Consider the following 23,211-nt stretch of genomic DNA (forward strand, 5'->3'; position numbering starts at 1 on the left):
CCATGACTTTCATTAACCATTTCATCAGCGGATCCGAGGTCGCAGGGTCCGGAACCGACACCAAGCCTGTCTACAACCCGGCCACCGGCGCCGTCACCGCAGAGCTGCGGCTGGCCAACCGGGCGGACCTTGAGGCGACCGTCGCGGCCGCCAAGGCCGCCGCCCTTACATGGGGCGATATTTCCCTGGCTAAGCGCACCGCGGTGCTGTTCAAGTTCCGCGAACTGGTCGCCGCCCACGTGGACGAGCTCGCGCAGCTGATCACCGCCGAGCACGGAAAGGTCCTCTCCGACGCGAAGGGCGAGATCGGCCGCGGGCTGGAGGTCATCGAGTTCGCGTGCGGCATCCCGCAGCTGCTCAAAGGGGAATACTCGGACCAGGTCTCCACCGGGATCGACGTGTTCTCCTTCCGGGAGCCGATCGGCGTGGTTGCCGGCATCACCCCATTCAACTTCCCCGTCATGGTGCCGCTGTGGATGGCACCGATGGCCATCGCCACAGGCAACGCTTTCATCCTCAAGCCCTCCCACCGGGTCCCGTCCGCGGCAATGCTGCTGGCTGACCTCTTCAAGCAGGCGGGACTGCCGGACGGCGTGTTCCAGGTCCTGCACGGCGACCGTGAAGTGGTCTCCGGCCTCCTCACCCACCCGGATGTGGACGGCATCTCCTTCGTGGGCTCCACCCCGGTGGCCAGGCACATCAACGAGGTGGCAACGGCGCACGGCAAGCGGGTCCAGGCCCTGGGCGGGGCGAAGAACCACGCCATCGTGCTGCCCGACGCCGACCTCGACAACGCCGCCGACCACCTCGCCGCCGCCGCGTTCGGCTCGGCAGGCCAGCGCTGCATGGCGATCTCAGTCGCGGTCGCCGTCGGAGACGCCGCCGACCTGCTGGTCAAGAAGGTCGAGGAGCGCGCCGTGGCCGTCAAGGTCAAGAACGGCACGGAACCGGACGCCGACATGGGCCCGGTCATCAGTGCGGACTCCAAGAACTTCATCGTCAAGACCATCAGCGAAGCGGAAGCCGCGGGAGCTGCGATGGTAGTGGACGGCCGCGACCTGGTGGTCCCGGGCCATGAGGAAGGTTTCTGGGTTGGTCCCACGGTTATCGACCACGTCAAGACCGAGATGAGCGCCTATACCGAGGAGATCTTCGGACCGGTTCTCGTAGTGGTCCGCGTCGAGGACCTCGACGCCGGGATCGCCCTCATCAACGCCAACCCCTACGGCAACGGCACCGCCATCTTCACCTCCTCCGGCGCCGCAGCCCGAAAGTTCCAGCGCTCCGTGGACGTCGGAATGGTCGGCATCAACGTGCCACTGCCGGTCCCGGTCGCCTACTACTCCTTCGGCGGCTGGAAGGCTTCCCTGTTCGGCGACAAGCACATCTACGGTCCCGAAGGCGTCTCCTTCTACACCCGCGGCAAGGTCATCACCTCCCGCTGGCCCGAAACCCACCACGCCTCCGGCGCTTCGTACAACTTCCCCTCCAACTGAACGTCTCCCGCTACGGGCAGCCCTCACCGAGGCGGCGAAGGACCGGCTGCGCTGATAGTCAACGCAGCCGGTCCCGTCTCGCCAATGGCCAGCGGTGAGGGTCCGGTCCAGCGCGACCGCTAGTCCTTTCGCTGGCTCGCAGAAGGCCAGAGTTAAGGAATGCTCATGCGTTAGCCCGACCTGACATGGCGTCGCCGCGCCTACTGACACGGCACCGCTCTCCCTATAGATTTCTGGGTACCGGCGGCCCGAAGGGGCCTCGCTCAGGAGACGTTGATGAAAGAGGGCCCCTATGAGTCAATCCCACTTTGAAGGATTCCTCACCCAGGCGGTCTTTGAGGAACACGACAACGATGCAGGCCTCAGCCTTGATGAGCTTTACGGGGTTTACACCAGCTGGTGCTTGCTGAACGAAGAGCAACCGCAGGATCCAGCCGCCCTGTGGCAGGCGCTGAAAGCCCACCGAATTCGGCCGGAGCACAACCACCTTGTCATGAAAGGCCCGGCAGCAGCGGACTACATTATTTCCAGCTCACCTGACGAGATCTGACCGGCCAAGTGCCCATGCCGGAGATCCCGACTCGACCAATCATGGAGCCCGTCAACAAGTGCAGGCAACCGGGCCGGCCCACTCCATTGGCGAAACTCCGGTCAAGTTGAGGAAACTGAGCTACGCCCACCACAAGGCGCTCGGACAGCGTCGCGCTGATCCCGTAGTCACGGGCAAAGACGGCTTCCGGAACACCCGCCATCGGGAGTGCTGGACCAGACCGGCCTCCAAGGCGTGTACCCAGAAGAAAGTCAGGACATGTAGCCGACGTTCGTCAGGTTTGGGTGTAGCCCAGCGTGACGATGATTGAACTGCAGTCCTACAAGCTGAGGGTTGGTCGAGGGGTCAGCTTCGGTGTACGGGGGCAACGAGAACCGGGTCGGGGGGTGGCATCGGCTTCGACGGACCGCCGTCGCTGGCCTCAACCATGGACGGCAGTTACACGACCCGGAAGTACATCGGAGGGGCCGGAGTGGCCCAACGATGAGCATTCCGAAGTCCTGTGGTATCGGCACTTGCGACAGCTGCACACCGCCCGGCTAGCTTCGGGCTCTTCGACGCTAGCTGGGGACAATGGAGTGGTTCCACGATGCCCGCGTCGTCAGAAGCCCGAAACCCCAATGGGGCGAGGGGAGCGGCTCGCCGCCAGGTCCAAGGCTGCGCGGATGTCCGATGTTGCCGGGCTCGCCGGGGTATCCCAGCAGACGGTGTTACGGGTTGTCAGGGGGCAACCACGCACCTCGTCGCGGCCCTGGAATGGGCCGAGCCGGACATGAGCAGAGCGACTCAAGAAGTCGGGGTAGGAAGCCGCGCCGAGGTGGGCGCGTGCCGCCGGGTGGACGCGTCGCGTCATGCTGTTTCCTCGATATCGAAGGTGCCTGAAATCGGCGCAATTTATCGCTCTAGCCACTAGGAGGAGTTACCGGAGCCAACGGAAGTCCGGCGCGACCCTTCACACGGTTTTTGTCACCTTTTTGAGTCCCGCGGGGCGGTCTGGGTCCATTCCCCGGCGCAAGGCCAGGCACAACGCCAGTTGCTGGAGAGGGATGATCTCCATCAGAGGCAGCAGCGCCGGATCGAGCGCGGACCCAGCCGCAGCCTGAATTTCAAGGTTTTCCGCATCATCAGTTCCGCGTGGCCCGATGACAATGAGTCGGCCACCAAGAGCGCGGGCCGCCTCGGCAAAGGCGTGAACGGATTCTCGCCCTCCAGGGCTGGATGTGAAGGCAATGACCGGCGTGCCGGGCTCCACTTGTCCGAGGGGTCCGTGGGTCGCGTCGGCGGCGCTCCAGCCCGAGGCGGCTATGGAGTTGGTCTCCATGAGCTTAAGTGCGCCTTCTTTTGCCGTGGACATTGAGTAGCCGCGGCCGACCAGCAGGACCTTGTTAGTGTCCTGGAGCGTCTCTGCAAGCTGCTCGGCCCATGAGGTGGCCCTGTCGATCACCCGGGTTGCGGTTTCGATGGCTCCGTTCGCCCGTGTTTGGATCTCGCTCCAGGAGCCGCCTGCGGCGAGCCTCAGCACGACATACAGTGCGAGCAGTTCGGCGGTGTAGGTCTTGGTGGCTGCCACTGAAAGTTCAGGCCCTGCCATGAGGCTGACATGCACGTCACTCAAGGCTGCGAGTGTGCTGGACTCGTGGTTGGTCAGGGCAATCACGGGGACTCCGCCCCGCTTTGCGGCTTTGACCGTATCGAGGAGGTCCGGTGATTCGCCCGACTGCGACACCGCCAGCATGATGGACGTCGGATACCGCAACTCGGTGCCGAACGCGGTGACCGTGCTGGGGGTCGATAGCAGGGCGGGAATACCGAGGAGGTTGTGTGCCAGGTACTGTCCGTACATTGCGGCATGATCGCTTGACCCGCGCGCGGCGAAGACCAGTAGCTCCGGGTTGACCGTGCGGAACAGTTCGGCAGCCTTGAGGAAGGCGGGCTGTTGCTGACTGATGAGATCCTGCCAGCGTGCTGGCTGTTCGGCGATCTCGGCCCGCATGTGACCCCCTGGCGAGGGCTGCCCTTCGATGGTCATGAGCTCAGTCCCGTAATCATGGCGACGACCTCGTTGTGGGACGTTTCGGCCAGCCTCTTGGTGCCGACCTGGGTTCCGCGGCGGAGTACCGAGACGCGGTCGGCGATGCGGAACACCTGGTCCATGTTGTGGCTGACGATAAGAACAGCAGCACCCCTGGAGCGGAGCTTGAGGATGACTTCCTCGACCTTCGCAGTCTCGGCGACGCCAAGCGCCGCCGTGGGTTCGTCCATGAGCACCAGGCTGCTGGCCCAGTGCGTGGCGCGGCAGATGGCGACGCCCTGCCGCTGCCCGCCGGACAGGTCGCTCAGCGTGGCCTTAGCGGAGGGAATGCGGACGTCCAGGGTGTCCACGAGCTCCTGCGTCTGCCTGGCCATGGCCTTCCTGTCCAGGATGCCCAACGGCCCCTTGGTCAGTTCCCGGCCGAGGAACATGTTCATGTAGACCGGCTGGTCCTCCACGAGGGCGAGGTCCTGGTAAACGACCTCGACGCCCTTGGTCCGTGCGTCGGAGGCGTCCCGGAAGCTGACCCGTTCGCCGTTCAGCCAGATCTCCCCGTCGCTTGGCTGGTACAGCCCGGAGATGATCTTGACCAGGGTTGATTTGCCGGCGCCGTTATCGCCGACCAGGGCCACGATCTCGCCTGCCTTTACTTCCAGGTCAAAGTGCTTGATGGCTACGACGCCGCCGAAGTTTTTGTGTATGCCCTTCAGCCGGAGGGGCGGAGCCGGAGCGGATTCAGGGGTGGCAGCCTCGGCTGCCGAAGATGAGAGTGTCATGATGTGTCCTATCTGTCTGGGGTGTCAGGGTCGGGCCGGGGCGAGCGGTGCGGAGCCGTCGGAGGCCCAGATGCCCTCCACCCGGGGAGTGCCTGTGGAGATGCCGGAGATGGCCGCTGTCAGGGCGCGGGTGACAAACACCTGCGGACGGAATCCGAAGATCACTGTGTCGCCTTCCGCGACCGGGGTGGTGTGGTCCAACGGGATGGTGGCGTAGTAGTCGATGGCCTGTGCTGCGGGCATTTCCACAGGAAGCGCCGGCGCGGCGGAGACGTCCGAGGCGCCGGGAACGACGATCGCGCGCGTGGCGCCTTCACCGAGGACCGGGTCGACGTAGAAGCCTCCGCCGAAGACGTAGGCCCTGTCATTCCACAGATGGGACACTTCCGTGACGTACGCGATGGCAGGTTCTTCGGCCAGATCCGCCACGGCGTGCAGGGGGGTGGTTCCCGTTAGTCCGTGGCCTGGCTCCACCTGGGTGGCTCCGTCGCGGGCGAGCCCCTCCAGTACCGAAATTGATGTCGTTCCGGGCGCGTTCACCGCGAATCCGGTCCGTCCGCTGGCTTCGAGGAGCGCCGCTGCACGGGCGAGGCTGCGTCGGTTCGGGGTTGCCTCTGCCGTCCCTGTCGCCGGGTTGAAGAGGGTGGCCGGGAATGTGGTGATGCCGGCGAAGCACACGCCAGGGAGGGCGTCGACTGCGTCGGCCGCCTGAACGATTCCTTCCAAGGGGAAGCCGCCCTCGTGGCCGGTGTAGAAGCGGTCATCGGGGGCAATTACGCGGAGTAGGACATCCTGGACGCGGCCGCGCTTTAGTGCCGCGGCACCAGCCTCCCGGGCCTTGGTCTCGCTGAAGACCGTCCAGTACAACGGTTCCAGGGACGCGGCCAGATCGGCCTCGTGCCGAGGTATCTGAACGAGGTGGCCAAGGTGCCCCACGCGGAGGCCTCCGGAAGCCGCTGCCACCGCGCACTGCAGGTCAACGCCGACGGCGTGCGTGATGCCTGAGCGCACGAGTGCCTTGGAGACGTCCGGGTTGCGGCCGATCTGCTTGGTCATGGCGAACGGTGTCAGCCCGAGACGGGCCGCTTCCGCGGCGAACGCGACGGCATTGCGTTCAACGGCGTCGAGGTCGATTGCGTAGCAGTTGACGGGCAGCTCGCCGGCTCTGTGCAGGTCGGCAATTGCCGAGAGGAAGCGGGGGTTTCGTCGTCGAAGCAGGTCGAGGAACATCGTGATCCTTCCTCTAGCTCTTCTTGCCGCGGAGGGAGAAGGAGACCGCCACCAGAATGATCAGGCCGCGGACGATCATCTGCTGGGAGACATTGAGTCCGGCGAGGATGAGTCCGTTGTTGATCATGCTCATCAGGAGGCTGCCGATCAGGGCACCGATCACGGTCCCCTTGCCGCCAAACAGGCTGGTGCCGCCCACGATGGCTGCCGCGATAACCGTCATCAGGTCGGTTTCGCCCAGGGTGTAGCGTGCACCGTGCAGGCGGCCGGCGTACAGGAGACCGGCGAGGGCGGCGGCCATGGCGCTGCCGACGAAGACCATCAGCCGGATGCGGTTGACCTTGATGCCGCTAACCCGGGCTGCCGAGGCGCTGTTGCCCACGGCCAGAACGTGGGCGCCATACCGGCGCTGCCGCAGCAGGTGCCAGCCAACAAGCACCGCCAAGGCGGTCCACCACAGCATGATCGGCAACCCTAGAAGATCACCGCCGCCGAAGAGCCAGACGAAGGCGCCGTCGGTCACGGGTACCGATTGCAGGTCGGTCAACTGTCGGGCGAGGCCGGCGATCAGGCCCATCGTGGCCAGAGTCACCAGGAATGAGGGAAGACGCACCATCGTGATGAAGAAGCCGTTAACGAGCCCGACAATGATGCCCACCCCCAGCCCGGCCAGAGCGCCGATCCAAAACTGCCCGGTTCCTTGAAGGACTACGCCGGTTGTCAACGCAGACAGTGCTACGGTCGAGCCGATAGAGAGGTCGATTTCGCCTGTACTCAGCACGAAGACCATTCCGATCGCCATGATCGTGATCGGGGCTGCCTGGATCACGATGTTGAGCAGATTGGTCGTGTTGAGGAAGTACGCCGTCTGTGTGACCGCAAAGAACAGGAACACGAGCGCGAATCCGATGTAGACAACGTAGTTGCTCCAGTTCACCTCCTTGACGTGGGTCAGGAAGTTTGGTTTCGCTAGGGTTGTGGTGCTCACGGTGTGTGTCCTTTCTGAGCAGGTGCGGCCGGTGCGGAGAGCGTGGCGGTAGGGGTGGGCAACCCGGGTTTGGCTGCCGCGAGAGCGAGCCGGACCGCTCCGGCTACTGGTGCGCGGTGGCCGAGCTCGCTTATACGGATATCGAGTGAAGAAGCCCCATGGCGGGCCAGCCAGGTGTGGAGGTGGGGCAACATCTCCTTCCTACTGCCGATGCCGCCGCCGATCACGAAGACTTCCGGGTCGAGGACCGCGTGGACTGCCACGAGGGCCGCAGCGAGCCAGCGGGCTTCGTCGTCGATGGCTGACCGAGCGTCCGCGTCACCGTCCTGCACTTTCGTAAAGATCTCCCGTGCGGAGATTTGGTCCCCTGTGGCCATTTCGTAACGGCGTACCAGAGCGTCGCCTGCAACCGCTTCCTCCAGGGGGCCTCGCACGTGGTTTTCCGGGGTCAGCGGGTCCGTTCCGAAGGGGAGATAGCCGATTTCCCCTGCGGCCCCCCTGGCACCCCGTATCAGCTGGCCGTCCGCCACGATCCCCATGCCGATCCCGGTACCGACGGAGACGAAGACGAAGTCCGAGTGACCCAGTCCGAGGCCATAGTGCAATTCTCCGAGAGCGGCGACGTTGACGTCATTCTCGATGATCACGGGATGCCCGAGCCTTTGCATAAGATCCTGCGCAAAAGGCACGTCCCGCAGTCCTGAGAGGTTGGGAGCCTGATCGAAGTTCTCTCCGGAGCTGTCTGGAACTCCCGCGCCACCAATGCCTGTCGCCGCGACCTGCTCGGTGCCGGCGCCGACAACTGCACACAACTCACTGACGAGGGCGACAATCTGTTCAACAATGCTGGCGCCGCCGGCGTTTGTTGGCACCTTCCGGTCAGCCAGGATGGTCCCGGTTTCGCTGGCGATGCCGGCCCTGATCTTTGTCCCCCCGAGATCAACGCCGACCACGTAGTAGGCCGCATCTGCGACGGCACGGTCCGGGCCAGCGTTCACAGCCCCTCCTGGGCCAGGAGGCGGAGGGGATTGTCCCGCAGCATCAGATCGGCCTGGGCCTTTGTCAGGCCGATTTCGGCCACCATCGGGATGAATACCGCGCCAAGGTAGTTGTAGCCCCACTGTCCGTGGGTTCCGGGGTTGAGGTATACCTCGGCACCGGTCAGATCCTGGGAGAGCAGGATTTGCCCTGCGTAGCCCCGGTCGGCCAGTTCGGCCAAGTTCCGCGCCCTGCTCGCGTCAGAGCGGTAGTAGGCCCGTTTGGAAAATTCACCTTCCGCCGGCTGGGCGGGGCCGGGCTCCAGGACGAAGTCCCAGAACTCCTTGCCGATGGTGTCGAAGGCGATGTTGGCTCCGGTGTCCAGGACCTTGAGCAGGTACCCGAACTCGGGCTGAATGTCCATATGTCCGATGACGACACGGCTGAGATCAGCCCCCTCCTCGTTCAATATCTGAATCTGCTCCAGGGCCATCGTCCCGTGCGTTGTGTGTGTCACCAGCGACACTCCCGTGGCTAGGTGGGCGCGAGCCGCAGCACGCAGGCACTTCTCTTCGTGGGCCGTGATTTCGTTCAGTCCAGTGGCCTGTTCACCCAGGACGCCGGCTTTGATTGACGTGGAACCGATCCCCGTGGTGACGTCCCCGGTGAACCGCTCCGTCATCTCCTCCAGAGACGCCTCGGCAGTCCAGGCCGGGCTGTAAGGTTCCAAATAGACGGAGCTTCCCGCCACGATGTGCACCCCAGACTGCTCGGAGACCCGCTGCAGGAGGTGCAGGTTTTCACCGAGCGCCGTGCGGCCGACGACACTGTAGGGGCTGAGGTCCACCACGGTGTCGAAGCCCAAGTCCTTGAGTCCGCTAAGGGCGCCGACGGCTTGGGACACCTGGTCGTCCACATAGGCGGGGTCCGTTGGCGGGACCACCAGCGTGTGCGGGTCAGCGAGCGTCTCCGGACGTCCACCCGAGAGCCACGGTCCGGGGACCAGAGACGTCAGGTGTTCGTGATGGAGGATTTTTCCAAGTGTGGCCGGGTCAACCGGACCGAGTACGGTCTGCACAAATTGTGCCATGGGAAGTTCCTTTAGAATGTGCCCGTGGGTTGGGCTTTAGAGATGGGGGTCGTGACGCGTCAAAGGGCTGTAATGCCCCTGTTCTGATTCCGGACCCAGCGTCGCCGGGCCCGGAATCAGTGCCCGCTCACTTGCCTGTGACGCTCGACGGTGGTTCGGTGCCGTAATCGTCCTTCCAGCCCTGGGCCAGGTTGTCCTTAGTGATCCCCGTCGGCGTCGTGGCCACGAGCGCAGGTGCCTTCTTCTTCAGCACGCCGTAGGCGGAGGCAGTGGCCAGTCCCTTGCCGATGGAGATGGAACTGTTGCCCACCAAGCCAACCGCGTTGCCGCCGCGGGCCATGTCGGCTGCGAGCGTGGCGTCCAGGTCGTTGGTGACTACCTTGACGTCGGAGCGGCCGGCGTCGCGAAGGGCGGCGAGCACACCTTGGGCGGCAGTTGCCCACGGGACGTAGATGCCCTTCAGATCCGGGTGGCGCGCTATCATCGCCGCCGCGATCTCCTGGGTCTTGGCCTCGTCCGTGAAGCCCTCCTCAGCGACGATCTTCTCGTTCGGGTACAGGTAGGAAGTCCAAGCCTTGAAAGCCTTGTCGCGCTGGTTGGTGAACCAGAAGTCGGCATCGTGGTACATATAGCCGATGTCTCCTTGGCCGCCGAGTGCGTCCCCAAGGATTTTGGCGTTAAGCTTTCCGGCTTCCGTGAGCGATTCGGTCACGATGGAAACGAACTGCTGCCCTGCCTTGTAGTGAGCTGGCGGCGTGGTCATGATGACGAGCTTGATTCCCTTCTCGACTGCCGGCTTGAATGTCGCTTCCGCCGAGACCGGGTCCACTGCGATGGTCACGATAATGTCAGGGTTCAGCGCCAGCACCGTCTGAAGGTTGTTGGCCTGGGTGGCAGCGTCGAAGCCAGCTTGTGTACTCGCTACGACTTTGATCCCCAGATCCCTAAACTGCTCACGCGCGCCCTTTTCGACCGCGGAAACGAACTCCGAGGATGTGTGCCAAACGAATGCTGCGGTGTAATTGCCGCTCTTGACTTTGGCCTTCTCTCCATCGGTCAACGCAAGTTCATCGAGCTTGCCGGGCTTTTCGCCGTTTGGACCAGCGAATTCAAGGCTGGGCTGTGTTGCCGGCGAGGCCGGAGCTCCTGACCCGGATGCTCCGGATGTCCCTGGCCCGGCGCAGCCGGCGAGCGAGAGTGCCAGCGCCATCGCGCCGGCGATAAGCCATCGCGCATTGCGTCGTCCTACGAGCGTGGGTGTTTCCATCGGTTCCCTGACCTTCCTTGAGCTGCTTGTCAAGGGACGATGCCGCCGCACCGTGGGGAGCCCGGGAGAGTCGCCCTTGACGTGTTGCATCCATTTTGATTTCAGGATGCAACCAAAGTCAAGAGCTTTCGGAGAATACGGGCAATATTTGTTTCGAGGACTGTAGAAATGGCGCCGCGTCCGGTATCTTTTACTTCATGCTGAATCTAAAGCTGAGAGGATCTCGATGGTTCAAAGCACGAGGATGATGAATCGTGGCGCGGTGCTCGCAGAGGTCTTCCGACTGGCCCCGGCGAGCAGGAAACAAATCGCTGAAGCCACGGGCATTTCCACCGCAACTGTCACTCGGGCGGTCGACTCCCTGATTGAAGAGGGGCTGCTGCTCGAAGGCTCGGAAATCGTGTCCGAAAACAGAGGTCGCCGAGCCGTGCTTCTGGACGTCGTCGCGGGCCGGTCATATGTCCTAGGGATAGATCTGGGAGCCTCCAACACCCGGATCATTGTCGCGGATCTTCTGGCCAACCCGATCCTGGCGCTAGACGAGCCAACCCCCTCGGACCTGAACGCCCCGGAACTCGCTGAATGGCTGGCGACGGAGGTGCGGTCGGCCGCCGGCAGCAACTGGCCGCTCGTGGGCGCCGTCTGCCTTGGCCTCCCGGGAGCAGTCAACAGGACCAACAGGTCTATCTCCAACGCGCATCACCTGACGCAGGTGGAAGACAGCCGGTTTCTGCAAAGGTTCCAAGCAGCCGTTCAGAAGGTCGTCATGATAGACAACGATGCAAACCTTGCCCTCCTTGGCGAGCAAAGATTCGGGGCCGCGCGGACATCGCCAACTGCAGCCATCCTGACCCTCGGAACCGGGCTCGGTGCAGGGATCGCAATCGAAGGCAAGGTGCTCCAGGGGGAACGGGGCCTTGTAGGAGAATTTGGACAACTCCCCGTGGGTCCGCTCGGGACCAAACTCGAGCACATGCTCACGGGTCCGGGAATACTACGCCGGGCCGCTGAAGCAGGAGTTGAATTGCACAGTCCCGCAGAGCTCTTCGCCGAAAACGACAAGGGCGGGATAGAAACCCTGCGTGCACACTTCGACCATGCTCTCCTCATTGCCCTGACAGCCATCACCGTCTCCTGCGAACCCAACATCATCGTGCTTGGCGGCGGCATCGCCAAATCGCTGACCTCGAGCCTTCACCGATACGAGAGCGCCCTTGAACACAACCTGCGAATGTCCCCGAGACTGCTACCTGCAGCCCTAGGAGACTTTTCCGGTGCTTTGGGGGCAGTCGTAGCCAGTCTTCACGCTGTCTACTCAGATCTCGGAATGCAGCAGGAGTCACTGGCGGACCTGCCCGTCTCGCAAACACTGACTCCTGAAGCTATCAGGCGGGTCCAAGGCGGGCGTTCCGCCCCCCGCCCGTTCCAACCTGAACCAATAATTCGTTAGATGTAGGCGGCTACTCCACGCCCGGCAGGAGCAGACGGGTTAGCTACCGCCCCGAACCGTGTGCCTGGCACGGTTGGCAACAGGCTACCGAGGGCAGGGTTCCCGGCCAACGGTCGCCCATCCACCCTCGCCGCGCGCTCAATACAGCAAAATCGGCAGCAATTCTTTCCCTTATTGAGAGCCGGACCAAACGGCCGATAATCGTGATTTCGTCAGTGCTGGAAAACGCGCTGGCCTTTTGGCTCTCCAGCGCTCTCTGTGGGGCGAGGCTGGGGTCATGCCCTCTCGGGATGTGGCGCCCATGAGAAGTTCAAAGGAGGCCGCAACGGAATGACGTTCGTTGAATCCCAGCCCTTGGCTCACGTCCCGCACAGAAATGCTCGGGCAATCCCGTGCGTCGCGTTCCGGCTGATCACGGAACCATCGGCGGACGGCCGAATGGTGGAGGGCGCGGGGAATTCTCCACGCCTCCCGGACCGCGCACGTCGTTGCCTGATGCTCCAAAACGCTCAAAAAAGAGGGTGTGCACATTGTGCACACCTGGGGCTTCGGATTCGGCTGTACCGGCCTCGGATTGGGGCGGATTGGGGATGTTTTCGGGGGAGCGGCGGATTTTCAAGGGATGGCACCCGGTTCGAGTCCCATCTTGGGCACGTGTTTTCCCTGTTCAGGGGCTTTTTAGCCTCTGACTGGTGCACATGTTGTGTTGTGAAGGGCCCCTTCGGGGGCCTTTCTTATTGGCGGCTGGTGGTGTGGCCGGTTGCCTCCTTGCCTGGTTCTTGTGCTGGAGTGTTTGCTCTTTGGTAGCTGTTCATGGACGTTGTTGGGTTGGCCAACATGATCTGAGAACGTTCGGCGGAAAATTTCTTTTCTGCTCGATGTTGGTTGTTCATCTCGCTCCTCCTTTTCGGTTGTGGTGGACTGTTCTGCTCGTTCATGGTCGGCCTGGGGTAGAACTGCATGTGACCTTCAAAAGTTGCGGAACCATCTGTGGATGGTGTTGCCTGTTTCTGCCTCCACGACTGTTCATGGCAGGGCTTCCGGCTGACTGCATGACTGTCAGGGCTCTATGAGGGATGCCAAGTGGGGCTTCGTTTCCGCAGGCCGAAGCGTTCAGGATTTCGGGGGCCTAAAACCCGGTTGCCGCTGGCAGGCGACTCTGGCTGGCAAAGCATTTCCACGGTGTCATGACACCTGTAACGTGGGGAGCGGAAGGAACAGGAAGGTAGCGAGGGGAAGGCGCCATGTCAGCCGGTACAACGAGCCATACGATCCGTATCGAGGATGACTTGTGGGACCGGGCCCAGGCCAAGGCTGCCAGCGAGGGCACGACCGTTTCCGAACGCGTGCGGGCGGGACTGCGGGAGTACGTGTACGGGCCGGAGGCCCGGCACACCATTGCTGATTCCCTCGTCTACCTCGTTCCGGGTGGGCTTGAAGCTCTCAGAGGGCCGGCGTCGGGAACTGTGCAGCTGCCGGTCCATTTGGACTGGGGACCGGATAACGTCTATGACGTGGCTGATGATGGAAGCTGCGCCGTGCTGTACCAGTTGACGCTGCAGAACTCGGGGTCGGTCGATGAGATGGCCGGGATCATCAATGTCGGCCGGCTGCTGGCTTTGTGGCCCTCGATGCGGCTGCCCGACCCGTGCCGTCACCTCTGGGAGACGGCCTTCCCTCAGCTTCCCCAACACCATGAAAGCGGGGAGCATCCTTCGTGGACGACGCTCAGCGCGCAGCAACCGGGATAGCTTTGTCCGTTCTCGCTGAGGACGGCCTCATCCCTTGCCGGCGGGCACGGACTGGCCGTCAGTTTGGGTGTAGGTCAGCCGTAACCAGCTTGCCGAGCGGGAAGGTGGCGCAGGTTCGCTGGATCGCCCATGGGCTCGGATGCCGACGGGAGACCATGTCGTCTCCCGTCGGCATCCTTTACTGCGACCGTTGGTAGGTACCCAGCTCAGCCAGCGGGATCGTCAGCACGGATGGCCAGTCCATGAAACGCCCCGTGTCCTCGTTGAGTGCTTCAGCTTCGGGTGATTTCCATGATGCCGCTGCGGCTTCCTCGGTTTCGAAGGTGTACTCGGAGTACGCCGCGTAGTCGATTGCGTCCTCGCCGCGGTATCCCTCTTTGAGGATCCGTGTTTGACGGTAGGCCACCAGTCCGGGCAGCTTCTCGGCCAGCGGGCGGTGAACGTCTGTGTAGTGGGCGTAGAACTCTTCCAGGGACAGGCCGGTCTTGGGGCGCGTGAGGAAGGCGAGCGTGTAGTTCACCTGATGCTCCTATACGGGGAATTCGATGCTTGTGAGGAGGTCTTGGAGTGCCAGGACCTGGCGCGGAACGTACTCTGCAACAGTAAGCCCGACCACGTCTGCGGAGCTTTGAAGCGCTGCGATCGTTTTAGTGACGGCATCCCTTGTAAGCCCTTGGGGTTCCATGCCGAGCCCGAAGACGACGTCAGCGCTGTCGATCACATCCACATCGAGGTGAATGGCTAGTTTTGAGCACCCTGTGGTCTTGAACCATGCGAGCAGGCTGTCTGCGCCCTGGTTGAGTACTTGGGGTGCGAATGTTTTTAGTCCCCAATTGTGGACGTTCGGCAGTTCGTCCTCTGCCCAAGCATGCAGACCCGCGAGGGCCACGCGCGACGGGTCGATGGTTGCCGGCAGTGCGTCGAGGACTTCGGGGTCGCCGTGGCCGGTGAGGTGCGAGATGGCCATGGCATGGTAGCCGTCGTAGTCGCTTTCAGGGAGGGTGCAGTCTGGGTGGGCATCGAGCCAGACGACGGCGAGGTCATCGCCGTACTTTGCAGCCAGATGGCTGAATGGCGCCACACTGACCGAGCATTCACCGCCGAGCGTGGTGACCCGTTCGGGGTCGGCCTCCTGGAGGATCCCCAGTGCGGCATGGAGCTGGCTTATGACAACGTTCCTGGCGTAGATGCCCTTCTCTATTTCAGGCTCCGGGGAATCTTCGGTCACGGGGACACTCTCGGTCCTTTGGCCTGGCGCGGGTGGTACGAGCAAGTCCAGGATCCGGGTGCCGAGAGAATAGCCGGTCTGGGCGAGGCTGAGTGGTAGTTCGGGCGCGAGTGCGCTTACGACGTTGGGCGCGGCCCCTTGCCACTGGGGCCATAGAAGACGGAGCGCGCCCCCTGTTGTCGCTTGGTTCTTCATGCTGGGATGTTTCCTTCCATTGGTTCCGCCGGCGCGGGGGTGCTGGCCTGCGGGTGGCCGAGAGTGTTCAGTGGGGCAGCGCGGACGGCCTCGAACTCTGCCGAGAAGTCACGGCCCCGCATGATCAAGAGGTACGAGCCCGACGCTACGGCGAGCCCGACGACGAAGGAGATGTCGGCACCTCCCAAGCTCGTAGCAATGGGACCGGTGTAGATCGCGGTGCTGAGGAACGGGATCATGGCGATGAAGCCGATGGCGTAGCTGATCATGCCGGGCACACCCCATCGCCCGTAGATCCCCCCGTCGGACTTCATGATGTCGGTGATTGAGTACACGCCGCGGCGCACGAGGTAGTAGTCCGTGAGGTTCACGGCCGTCCACGGGATAAGGAAGTAGCCCAGGATGCTCAGGAAGGCACTGAAGACAGGGAGGAAGTCGGCCGGCAGGGAGAGAGTTGCTGTGATGACGACGATGCCGGCGGCGGCCAGGGCGATGGCGCGCACCGCTCCGGTCGACTTCAGTGGCCGGAAGGCTTCGAAGGCGCTGAGGAGTGAGACGCTTCCGCTGTAGAAGGAGAGGGAGCATGTAATCAGGCAGGACATGACGGCCACGGCCATTGATACTGTGCCGAGTCCGAACCCGAATCTGTCTCCCATGTCCCGGATTCCGGAAATGAGGTCGGCTCCTTGCGGATCAGCAAGGGCAAGTGCTGCGCCGAGGGCCTCGAGCCACACTGCGGAGAGCAGGGTACCGCCGAAGACTGCGGCAGAGACGGCACGACCGCTGGTCCGGAACGGAAGGTAACGGGTGTAGTCCGAGACCATCGGCGCGATTGCGATCTGGTATATCGCCGATGCACCGAACTGGGCCAGGAACGCGATCGGCACGAACGCGCTGCTTCCAAGGAGGGCGCCGATCGGGAGGACCGCGGCCGCGGCAACTGTGAGGAGCACGAGGTTTACCAGCGTGATGTAGGAGGCGACCTTTTCCACCCGCAGCAGGAGGCTGTATCCCACAATGGCGAGGACGACCGCGGAAGCGCCGATGACGATGTCGAAGACCGCCGTCTGGTCAACGGTGATGGCGGCAAGTGATGACGAAGCCGTTTGAATAAAGAAGATCGCAAAGCCGAGTTGGACGATGGTTACGGCAGCCAAGGGGAGCACGGCTCCCTTGGAGCCGAACTGGACGCGGGACTGGATCATTTGCGGAAGGCCCATGTGTGGACCTTGGGCCCCGTGGAAGGCCTGAAACAGCGTGCCAAAGATGCTGCCCACAATGACGGCGAGCAGCGTCCAAGTCAGTCCCAGCCCCATTGCTGGTCCGACGGCTCCGGTGAAGAGTGTAATCAGTGTGGCATTGACCATGAACCAGAACTGGACCTGGCTGCGGATGGTCCCGTGCCGTTCCGTTTCGGGTACGTGGTCGAACGAGCGCGATTCGACGATGCTGTCGCGTTGTTCCATGGAATTCTCCCTTGGGTAGGGCGCTAGGCGTGTTAGGGAATCAGAACGCTATAAGTCTTTAGGCCAGTTGAGACGGCAAAATCTGCACGGGGTTCTCGGCAATCTGCGCATTGTGCGGCAGCTCGGACGGGAGAGGATGCGGACCGCGCAGGCTGGGAGACTCGCCCGTAGCCTTTAGGCGGTAAGCGCCCGAAGGAATCTAGAAACAAGGGCGCGCGTAGAATCAACAGGGTGATTGAGTATCGCGCGCAGTCGTCCGACGCGTGGGAGGCCCTCTGTACCGAGCAGTTTCAGCTCTGCACAGTCGATTGGGCTGCCCCGTCTTTTGGGGCGGGAATCAAGGCGACCTCTGTCATCCCCGACCTTTCCCTGCACCTCCTCGCCGCGGGTCCCTTCGGAGTATCGAGAACGCCGATCCAAACGCGCCGGCACGACTCCGACGACCTGATGATCGTCTTCCAGGAAGGAGGAGGGCAGGGCCGGGTTGAGCACAAGGGAGAGCGTTCCCTGCTTGGTCCGGGGGACGCCGTCCTGATTGACACCCGGCTGCCCTACCTGTTCGACTTCACAACTCCGCTGCAGCAGACGGTAGTGAAGGTTCCTCGGGCGACCGCATCCCGCCTTGAGGCTGAGGCAGGTCGGGTGGTACACGCCCACGGGAGCCCAGTCGGCAGGGCACTGAGGGCTGTCCTCTTGGAGCTCGTCGAGCTCGACGGCACCGGATCCCCAGCCGGCGACGCCGGCCTTTCCGACGGTGGGCAGGGAGTAGCCGCCACGTCAATGGCCTCGGCGGCCCTAGATCTTCTGGCGGGCGTTTACGCCGCCGACCCGTCACGCCGGCGGGGGCTCCTCGGCCACGAGGCACTGCTCCGGGCCGCTCAGGATTTCATCCTTGCGCGGTACAGGGATCCGCTGCTCGGACCCGACCGCGTCGCAGCGCATCTGGGCATCTCGCCTCGGCTCCTTGCCAAAATCTTTTCCAATGCCGGAACTTCCCCCGCAACCTTCATCAGGGACACGAGGATGAAGGCCGCGGCGCACCTTCTTCGGGCTCCGGCCCACCGCAGCACGGCGATATTCGACATCGGACTCCGGGTCGGATTCCCCGACCCCACATCTTTCACGAGGGCGTTCAAAAGGGCTTACGGCATGGTCCCGTCCGACTTCCGGGCAGACTCCCCAGCCCCATAGCGCCTAGGCCGAACAGATAGTAAAACTCTTGACTAAATATCTGCCTCCGCCTAGTCTCCTAGAGACAACTCATTGCGGAGCGGGCCCAAGGCGTCCTCCGCCCCAGTCGAATGGAGGACGACATGTCCGAATTGAATGGCAAAGTGGCCATCGTTACAGGAGCAGCCCAAGGTATTGGCCAGGGTATCGCCACGGTCCTCGCCAGGCATGGTGCCGCGGTCGTCGTGAGTGACCTCGACGGCGAACAGGCGAAGCTGACGGCAGAACAGCTTGTTGCGGCCGGCGGAAAAGCAATCGGTGTCCAGCATGACGTCACCGATCTCGAAGCTGCCGAGGGGCTTATCGCCCGGGCTCGCCAGGAATTCGGGCAGTTCGACATCTGGGTGAACAATGCCGGCGTCGCAATGCAAAAGCCCTACGACGAGGTTACCGAGCGTGATTGGGACTTCATCAACAACATCAACGCCAAGTCCACATTCTTTGCCGCGCAGACTGCGGGCAAGGCCCTGGCGGGACAGGGCGATGGCAGGATCATTAACGTGGCTTCCTTTTGCGGCAAGCAGGCAATCGAGGAATACGCCCCCTACAACGCCTCAAAGTTCGCGGCCGTCGCCATCACCCAGACCCTCGCACTCGAGCTGGGACCCTCCGGTGTCACCGTGAACGCCGTCTGCCCCGGCGTGGTGAAGACCCGTCTGTGGGATGGACTGGACCCGGAACAGTGGGCTATGCAGGAGGCCAAGATACCGCTTCGCCGCGGCCAGACTCCCGAGGACATCGGGGAAGCCGTGGCGTTCCTCGCCTCGGACCGCGCCAGGAACATCACGGGCGCGAGCATCCCCGTCACCGGCGGACTTTCGATCTGGTGACAGGAATGAGCACGCTCTTCGAACCCCTTACCGTGAGGGGCATGACCGTCAGCAACCGCATCGCAATGTCGCCGATGCTCATGTACATGGCCGCCGAAGACGGCGTCGCCAGGGATCTGCACCTGGTGCACTACGGCGCACGGATCCTCGGCGGGGTCGGTCTCGTGATGACTGAGGTCACCGCGGTCCTCCCCGAGGGACGCATCAGCACGTCCGACCTCGGGTTGTGGAGTGATGAACACATCCCCGGCCTGGCCCGCATCGTCGACTTCGCGCACGAGCACGGCGCGAAGATGGGCCTTCAGCTGGCCCACGCGGGGCGGAAATCGAAAGCCCAAGAACAGGGCGTCGCTCCCTCCGCCATAGCCTACGAGGGGCTCCCCGTGCCCCGGGAACTAACTGCACCCGAGATCGACGACATTGTGGGCGCCTACGCGGAAGCAGCACGACGCGCTGTCGCCGCGGGCTTTGACTGCCTCGAACTCCACGTCGCCCACGGTTACCTGCTCCACGAATTCCTCTCACCAATCGCCAACGCCCGAACCGATGAGTACGGCGGATCCCTCGAAAACCGTTCACGCATTGTGCTTCGGATCGCATCGGAAATCCGCCGCATCGTTCCGGACTCAATGCCCATCTTCGTCCGCCTCTCGGCCGAAGACGTGGTCGACGGCGGAATAAGCCTTAAGGAATCCAGCTGGCTTGCCTCGCAGCTCATGGCAGAGGGCGTGGACCTCTTCGATGTCTCAACCGGGAACATTGTCCCTGGTTACGAGGCTCCTGTTTACCCGGGCTATCAGGCGAACTACGCGCTCGATCTCAAGAAGGAGCTCGGGGTCATGACCGCCGCAATGGGATCCATCAGCAGCCCCGAGCTGGCAGAATACCTCGTATCCAGCGGGGCCGCGGACCTGGTCTTTGTTGGTCGGGCGCTTCTGCGGGACCCCCACTGGGCGCTGGGCGCTGCGCGACTCGCCGGAGCCGATCCTCATCTGGCTATCCCCACCTATGCCCGTGCGACGGGCCCCTACGAGCGGGGCTTTTGAGCAGAAGCCAACGACCGGCAGGGGCCGGGGGAGTAAGAACAGTTGCTCACCCAGCCCTTTCCGGCGCCCGTAACCGCAACTGCCAGCCGACGCCTGCTGCGCGGGCTGGCAGTTGCTGACACGAGCCACTACGGACATCCCGACACCCGGGACCCAAGGTGTCACTGAAACGGGCAGTCAGGCATAACCTCCTGAATCCGCCTTTGGCCGGTAACACCCCTTCATCCATGGCCGGGCCCGGTACATGTCCCGCCACCGCTTGATCTCTCCGGCCTACCCCTCCGAAGGACCGCAGGGACGGCTAACACCAGCAGGAGCTTTATTTGACTGTGCCCCCGACTCTGAAGTTCGATGACCTTCTCGCGATCAGCGACCTCAAGGCGCGGTACTTCCGTTACGTTGATTCGAAGCGGTGGGACCTTGTCCCGGGCCTTTTCACGGACAACGCGCGGTTCACCGGATACGCGTTCAACGTCGCGGGCACAACAAAGGAATTCGTCGCCGCTCTTTCCGCCTTCCTCGATTCCGCCCGCAGCCATCACAGCGCGACAATGCCACGGTTCCAACCGATCGCTGCCGATGTGGTCCGCGCAGTATGGACCATGAACGACTATGTCACCTGGGAGCCGGACAGCCGCGTTTACAAAAACGTTCGGGTGCCGGGCATGTATGGCATTCGGGGGTACGGCCTTTACCAGGACGAGTACCTGCGGACACCCGCCGGTTGGCGCAGCTCGTTCTCCGGACTTGTCCGTACCCGGATTGATCCTCTGGTGGGGACGCCCGCCCTGGACTGCTACGAATTCCCGACCCCGGATGAGACCTGGCTCAACCCAGGAAACCCTGTCCGGGCATAAATGACCACAGGTGCGCCTGAAAGCAGGGCGCAAGGAACGGAAACCAGATTGCATAAGGCCGTAATCTTCGGAATCACCGGGTACGCGGGTGGCTACATTGCCAAGGAGCTGCTGGACCGGGGATTCGAGGTATCGGGGATTGCCCGCTCAAAGCCCGATTCGCTTGACCCCCGCATCAGGTTCGAAACCGGATCGATCCATGATTTTGATGCTGTAAAGCGCGCGGTTCACGACGTGGACGTCGTTGTACTCGCAACGCGAGCTGGGACGGTCGCCGCCGAAGGGCGCACTTTCGCGCAGGCCCTCGAACGGATCCTCCCACTCGTCGCTGAGTCGGGTGCACGCCTCGGCATCGTCGGGGGAGCGGGAAGCCTCCGCCTCCCGGGGATCGGCGTGAAGCACATGGACCGGCCGGAGTTCAATCAGTCACAGTTGCCGGAAGCCCGGTTGCATGCCGAAGCCCTCGAACTGTTGCAGAACTACGGGGGCAATCTCGACTGGTTCTACATTAGCCCGCCGGCACTGTTTGGCTCGTATGCCCCGGGAGAACGCAAGGGCACGTACCGTCTGGGCGGGGACGAGCTGCTTTTCGACGCGGAAGGCAATTCGTACATATCAGGCCAAGACTATGCGATCGCCTTCGCCGACGAGATCGGGTACCCCGCGCACAGGCGCAGCCGATTCACCGTCGCCTACTGACCACCCTGACCGGGGGCATGAAAGCCCGTGTGCACTCTGGGCCCGAAGGCACACGGCTGGGCCGCTACTCTGCGGCCTTCGGCCACCGCCCGTAAGCGCGCGCTTCGACAGGAGTCAGCCCAAACTCCCGGCGGAACGCCCGACTCAAAGTGGGATAGTGGTCGACGCCCCATCGTGAGGCAATACTGGCAGCGGTCATGCCCGCCAACCCTGGGTTGGTGAGGTCATCGAAAATCCGCTGGAGGCGCGCCTGACGGATATAAGCGCCGGGAGTCACGTTGGAGCCAAAGAGCGTGGCCAGATGCCGGGTCGAAATTTGGTGCGCCCTCGCTACGGCTTCAACGTTAAGACCAGGGTCGCCAAGGTGCCTGTGGATGTACTCCTCGACGAGCCGGCGCTGCGCTTCATGGGAGACGGCACCAACAGAGGGGGGAGAGCCGCCCAGTCGGCCGAGCGCCCCACGCAAGAGGTCGAAGCAAGCCGCCGCAAGGCCCTCCGCCTCTTCGGATGGAACGCCGTTCTCGACGATGTCAGCGGCGAGGGATGAGAGGGTTTTGGTAGCGAGAGAGTTCCCCGGGAGGAGCCGCGTGCGAACCTCAGCGATCTGGGCGCCCGCCGACCGGATCGAAGCCGCTGGAACGAGGAGCACCATCTGGTGCGAACCCTGCGTCATCTTGACTTCGTAAGGTTCGGACGGGTCCGCGATGGCGGCCGAACCGTTTTCGATAAGTACTTCGCGATCGGTCTGCCGCATGATCGCTTTTCCTGTGTGTTGGAAGAGCACGAGGACGTGCTCGGATGGCTCTGCCCTGACAAGCCGTCCGGTCCGCTTGAGGTGGTTCGCCTCTACGTCGACCTTTGAAACGCGCATCCCGCGAGGAAGGTCAACAGTGGCAATGGAGGCCTCAAAGCCGGATTGGGCATGGTTCATTACCAAGGGAAAGTATGACTGGCTGATGCGCCGTTCCCAGTCCTCCACGTTGTGGATTCGGTCGAGCTCCATTGCACAATTCTACCGGTGGTCTCGGGCGGCGGATCTGCGACGAGCGGCTTTCCAATTCCTGAACCGCTCTTGCCATTATCTGCATGAGCCTTTCTCGGGCGCCGGGTTTCTTTCAGACTCAAGGTGTCAGATTATCCGCTCCGGCTTTGGGAAGTTTGGGCCATGCACAACGTCGTCATGAATATCCCCGCTTCGTCAGGGATCGCTGCAGAGCTGGCTGAGGCTGTTTATGCGAGGGTGTTCCCATCGCTCGTCTCATGCCTGCCTTGCCTCCTGGATGCCATGCCCGGTCCGCTGCTGAGTGCCGGCGGTTCAGAGCTCCATGCTTCCTGCAACCTGTGGTTCCCCTCGGAACAGGACTTTGCCATGGCCCTCACTTCAAGAGAGTGGGTAGAGCTCCTTGATGAGACAGCGGATGTGTTCGACTGGGAAGAGGTGGAGTTCGCGTCAGGGAACCTCCCGGCGCCGCGAAGGGAGCCCGTGCTTTCCTGACCCTAGTCCCTGTGGGTCACCCATTCGGACTGCGCTGTCTGCCCGAGCTTGCTGAGGAGCCCGATGAGGGCTTGGAGATCGTCCCTGGTCAAGTTTTGCGCCCACTTCTGTTCTTGGACGTTATTCGCTTGGAGTGCATCTTCGAGTGTGGAGCGTCCGGTTGCGGTTAGGGACAGCAGGATTTTCCGCTTGTCCTGCGCATCGGAAGTCCTCTGGATGAAGCCGAGGTTGTCCAAAGTGTTCACCAGGCTGGAAACTGCTGCCCGGCTCATGCCACTCTGGGCCGCTGCGGCCTTTGACTCTAATTCCCCGCCCACCCAAATGGTGAACAGAAGTCGGAAGGCAGGCCAGCTAAGACCGCGCGGCCTATGAACCGCCGACTCCAGGTCGTAAGTGAGCACATTGGCGACCCGGTGCAGGAGCAGGACAAGATGCATGGCGTCCGCATCCGTAGCCGGGAAGCGCTCCTTTGTCCGCTGGACTGCGATGTCGGTCATCGAGAGCGAGTCGAGGGCTTCCATTCCCGCGATATGTGTCATGGGTGAACCCTAGCACCG

Annotated in this window: 23 protein-coding genes; 10 read left to right on the forward strand and 13 right to left on the reverse strand. The window is 62.9% G+C overall.

Going from position 1 to position 23,211, the window contains the following annotated elements:
• Positions 1-2 precede the first annotated feature (2 nt).
• Complete coding sequence (locus ACFRAH_RS16160) at positions 3-1,496, forward strand: CoA-acylating methylmalonate-semialdehyde dehydrogenase (protein ID WP_377991918.1); 1,494 nt, start codon at positions 3-5, stop codon at positions 1,494-1,496.
• A gap of 292 nt (positions 1,497-1,788) precedes the next feature.
• Positions 1,789-2,046, forward strand: a complete 258-nt coding sequence (locus ACFRAH_RS16165; protein ID WP_377991919.1) for a hypothetical protein — start codon at positions 1,789-1,791, stop codon at positions 2,044-2,046.
• A gap of 952 nt (positions 2,047-2,998) precedes the next feature.
• Here the strand turns inward: ACFRAH_RS16165 and ACFRAH_RS16170 are convergent.
• From ACFRAH_RS16170 to ACFRAH_RS16200, 7 genes are all read right to left on the reverse strand, one after another.
• Complete coding sequence (locus tag ACFRAH_RS16170) at positions 2,999-4,039, reverse strand: SIS domain-containing protein (RefSeq protein ID WP_377991920.1); 1,041 nt, start codon at positions 4,037-4,039, stop codon at positions 2,999-3,001.
• Between the two features lie 32 nt (positions 4,040-4,071).
• A complete protein-coding gene (locus tag ACFRAH_RS16175) occupies positions 4,072-4,854 on the reverse strand; it encodes an ATP-binding cassette domain-containing protein (RefSeq protein ID WP_377991921.1) in 783 nt (260 codons plus the stop codon).
• A 24-nt stretch (positions 4,855-4,878) separates the two neighbouring features.
• A complete protein-coding gene (locus ACFRAH_RS16180) occupies positions 4,879-6,084 on the reverse strand; it encodes an alanine racemase (RefSeq protein WP_377991922.1) in 1,206 nt (401 codons plus the stop codon).
• Positions 6,085-6,097: 13 nt separating this feature from the next.
• Positions 6,098-7,072 carry an ABC transporter permease gene (locus ACFRAH_RS16185; RefSeq protein WP_377991923.1) on the reverse strand — a complete coding sequence of 325 codons (975 nt, stop codon included), beginning with the start codon at positions 7,070-7,072 and terminating at the stop codon, positions 6,098-6,100.
• A complete protein-coding gene (locus ACFRAH_RS16190; protein ID WP_377991924.1) occupies positions 7,069-8,070 on the reverse strand; it encodes an ROK family protein in 1,002 nt (333 codons plus the stop codon). The genes ACFRAH_RS16185 and ACFRAH_RS16190 overlap by 4 nt, the downstream gene beginning before the upstream one ends.
• Positions 8,067-9,140: a phosphotriesterase gene (locus ACFRAH_RS16195; RefSeq protein WP_377991925.1), complete on the reverse strand. Its 1,074-nt coding sequence runs from the start codon at positions 9,138-9,140 to the stop codon at positions 8,067-8,069. The genes ACFRAH_RS16190 and ACFRAH_RS16195 overlap by 4 nt, the downstream gene beginning before the upstream one ends.
• Positions 9,141-9,267: 127 nt before the next feature.
• A complete protein-coding gene (locus ACFRAH_RS16200; protein ID WP_377991926.1) occupies positions 9,268-10,407 on the reverse strand; it encodes a substrate-binding domain-containing protein in 1,140 nt (379 codons plus the stop codon).
• Positions 10,408-10,633: 226 nt separating this feature from the next.
• Between ACFRAH_RS16200 and ACFRAH_RS16205 the strand changes: the two genes are divergently transcribed.
• Complete coding sequence (locus ACFRAH_RS16205) at positions 10,634-11,857, forward strand: ROK family transcriptional regulator (RefSeq protein ID WP_377991927.1); 1,224 nt, start codon at positions 10,634-10,636, stop codon at positions 11,855-11,857.
• A gap of 734 nt (positions 11,858-12,591) precedes the next feature.
• On the opposite strand, the gene ACFRAH_RS16210 is transcribed toward ACFRAH_RS16205, so the two are convergent.
• Complete coding sequence (locus ACFRAH_RS16210) at positions 12,592-12,750, reverse strand: hypothetical protein (protein ID WP_377991928.1); 159 nt, start codon at positions 12,748-12,750, stop codon at positions 12,592-12,594.
• 351 nt (positions 12,751-13,101) lie between these two features.
• Here ACFRAH_RS16210 and ACFRAH_RS16215 point away from each other — a divergent pair, with 351 nt between their 5' ends.
• Positions 13,102-13,608 carry a ribbon-helix-helix domain-containing protein gene (locus ACFRAH_RS16215; RefSeq protein ID WP_377991929.1) on the forward strand — a complete coding sequence of 169 codons (507 nt, stop codon included), beginning with the start codon at positions 13,102-13,104 and terminating at the stop codon, positions 13,606-13,608.
• 178 nt (positions 13,609-13,786) lie between these two features.
• Here ACFRAH_RS16215 and ACFRAH_RS16220 read toward each other — a convergent pair whose 3' ends face one another.
• The 3 genes from ACFRAH_RS16220 to ACFRAH_RS16230 all read right to left on the reverse strand — a co-directional run bounded on the left by ACFRAH_RS16220 (position 13,787) and on the right by ACFRAH_RS16230 (position 16,497).
• Entirely contained in the window at positions 13,787-14,128 is a 342-nt protein-coding gene (locus ACFRAH_RS16220; protein WP_377991930.1) for an EthD domain-containing protein, read from the reverse strand.
• Positions 14,129-14,137: 9 nt separating this feature from the next.
• A complete protein-coding gene (locus ACFRAH_RS16225) occupies positions 14,138-14,836 on the reverse strand; it encodes an arginase family protein (protein ID WP_377991931.1) in 699 nt (232 codons plus the stop codon).
• A gap of 191 nt (positions 14,837-15,027) precedes the next feature.
• The gene (locus ACFRAH_RS16230) at positions 15,028-16,497 is read right to left on the reverse strand and encodes a purine-cytosine permease family protein (RefSeq protein WP_377991932.1); all 1,470 of its coding nucleotides are present in this window, start codon (positions 16,495-16,497) and stop codon (positions 15,028-15,030) included.
• A 231-nt stretch (positions 16,498-16,728) separates the two neighbouring features.
• Here ACFRAH_RS16230 and ACFRAH_RS16235 point away from each other — a divergent pair, with 231 nt between their 5' ends.
• The 5 genes from ACFRAH_RS16235 (at position 16,729) to ACFRAH_RS16255 (ending at position 21,159) form a co-directional block, all read left to right on the forward strand.
• Complete coding sequence (locus ACFRAH_RS16235; protein ID WP_377991933.1) at positions 16,729-17,688, forward strand: helix-turn-helix domain-containing protein; 960 nt, start codon at positions 16,729-16,731, stop codon at positions 17,686-17,688.
• A 122-nt stretch (positions 17,689-17,810) separates the two neighbouring features.
• Positions 17,811-18,557 carry an SDR family NAD(P)-dependent oxidoreductase gene (locus ACFRAH_RS16240; protein ID WP_377991934.1) on the forward strand — a complete coding sequence of 249 codons (747 nt, stop codon included), beginning with the start codon at positions 17,811-17,813 and terminating at the stop codon, positions 18,555-18,557.
• A gap of 5 nt (positions 18,558-18,562) precedes the next feature.
• A complete protein-coding gene (locus ACFRAH_RS16245; protein WP_377991935.1) occupies positions 18,563-19,603 on the forward strand; it encodes an NADH:flavin oxidoreductase/NADH oxidase in 1,041 nt (346 codons plus the stop codon).
• 329 nt (positions 19,604-19,932) lie between these two features.
• Complete coding sequence (locus tag ACFRAH_RS16250; RefSeq protein ID WP_377992000.1) at positions 19,933-20,460, forward strand: nuclear transport factor 2 family protein; 528 nt, start codon at positions 19,933-19,935, stop codon at positions 20,458-20,460.
• A 48-nt stretch (positions 20,461-20,508) separates the two neighbouring features.
• On the forward strand, positions 20,509-21,159 hold the full coding sequence (locus tag ACFRAH_RS16255; RefSeq protein ID WP_377991936.1) for an NAD(P)-dependent oxidoreductase: 651 nt from the start codon (positions 20,509-20,511) through the stop codon (positions 21,157-21,159).
• Positions 21,160-21,223: 64 nt separating this feature from the next.
• On the opposite strand, the gene ACFRAH_RS16260 is transcribed toward ACFRAH_RS16255, so the two are convergent.
• On the reverse strand, positions 21,224-22,162 hold the full coding sequence (locus ACFRAH_RS16260) for a helix-turn-helix domain-containing protein (protein ID WP_377991937.1): 939 nt from the start codon (positions 22,160-22,162) through the stop codon (positions 21,224-21,226).
• A gap of 162 nt (positions 22,163-22,324) precedes the next feature.
• Between ACFRAH_RS16260 and ACFRAH_RS16265 the strand changes: the two genes are divergently transcribed.
• Positions 22,325-22,654 (forward strand): hypothetical protein, encoded by a 330-nt coding sequence (locus tag ACFRAH_RS16265; protein ID WP_377991938.1) that lies wholly within the window; start codon positions 22,325-22,327, stop codon positions 22,652-22,654.
• A gap of 2 nt (positions 22,655-22,656) precedes the next feature.
• Here the strand turns inward: ACFRAH_RS16265 and ACFRAH_RS16270 are convergent, their stop codons facing one another.
• Complete coding sequence (locus ACFRAH_RS16270; RefSeq protein WP_377991939.1) at positions 22,657-23,193, reverse strand: MarR family winged helix-turn-helix transcriptional regulator; 537 nt, start codon at positions 23,191-23,193, stop codon at positions 22,657-22,659.
• Positions 23,194-23,211 lie beyond the last annotated feature (18 nt).

The organism is Arthrobacter sp. NPDC056727, assembly GCF_042790555.1.
Taxonomy (GTDB): domain Bacteria; phylum Actinomycetota; class Actinomycetes; order Actinomycetales; family Micrococcaceae; genus Arthrobacter.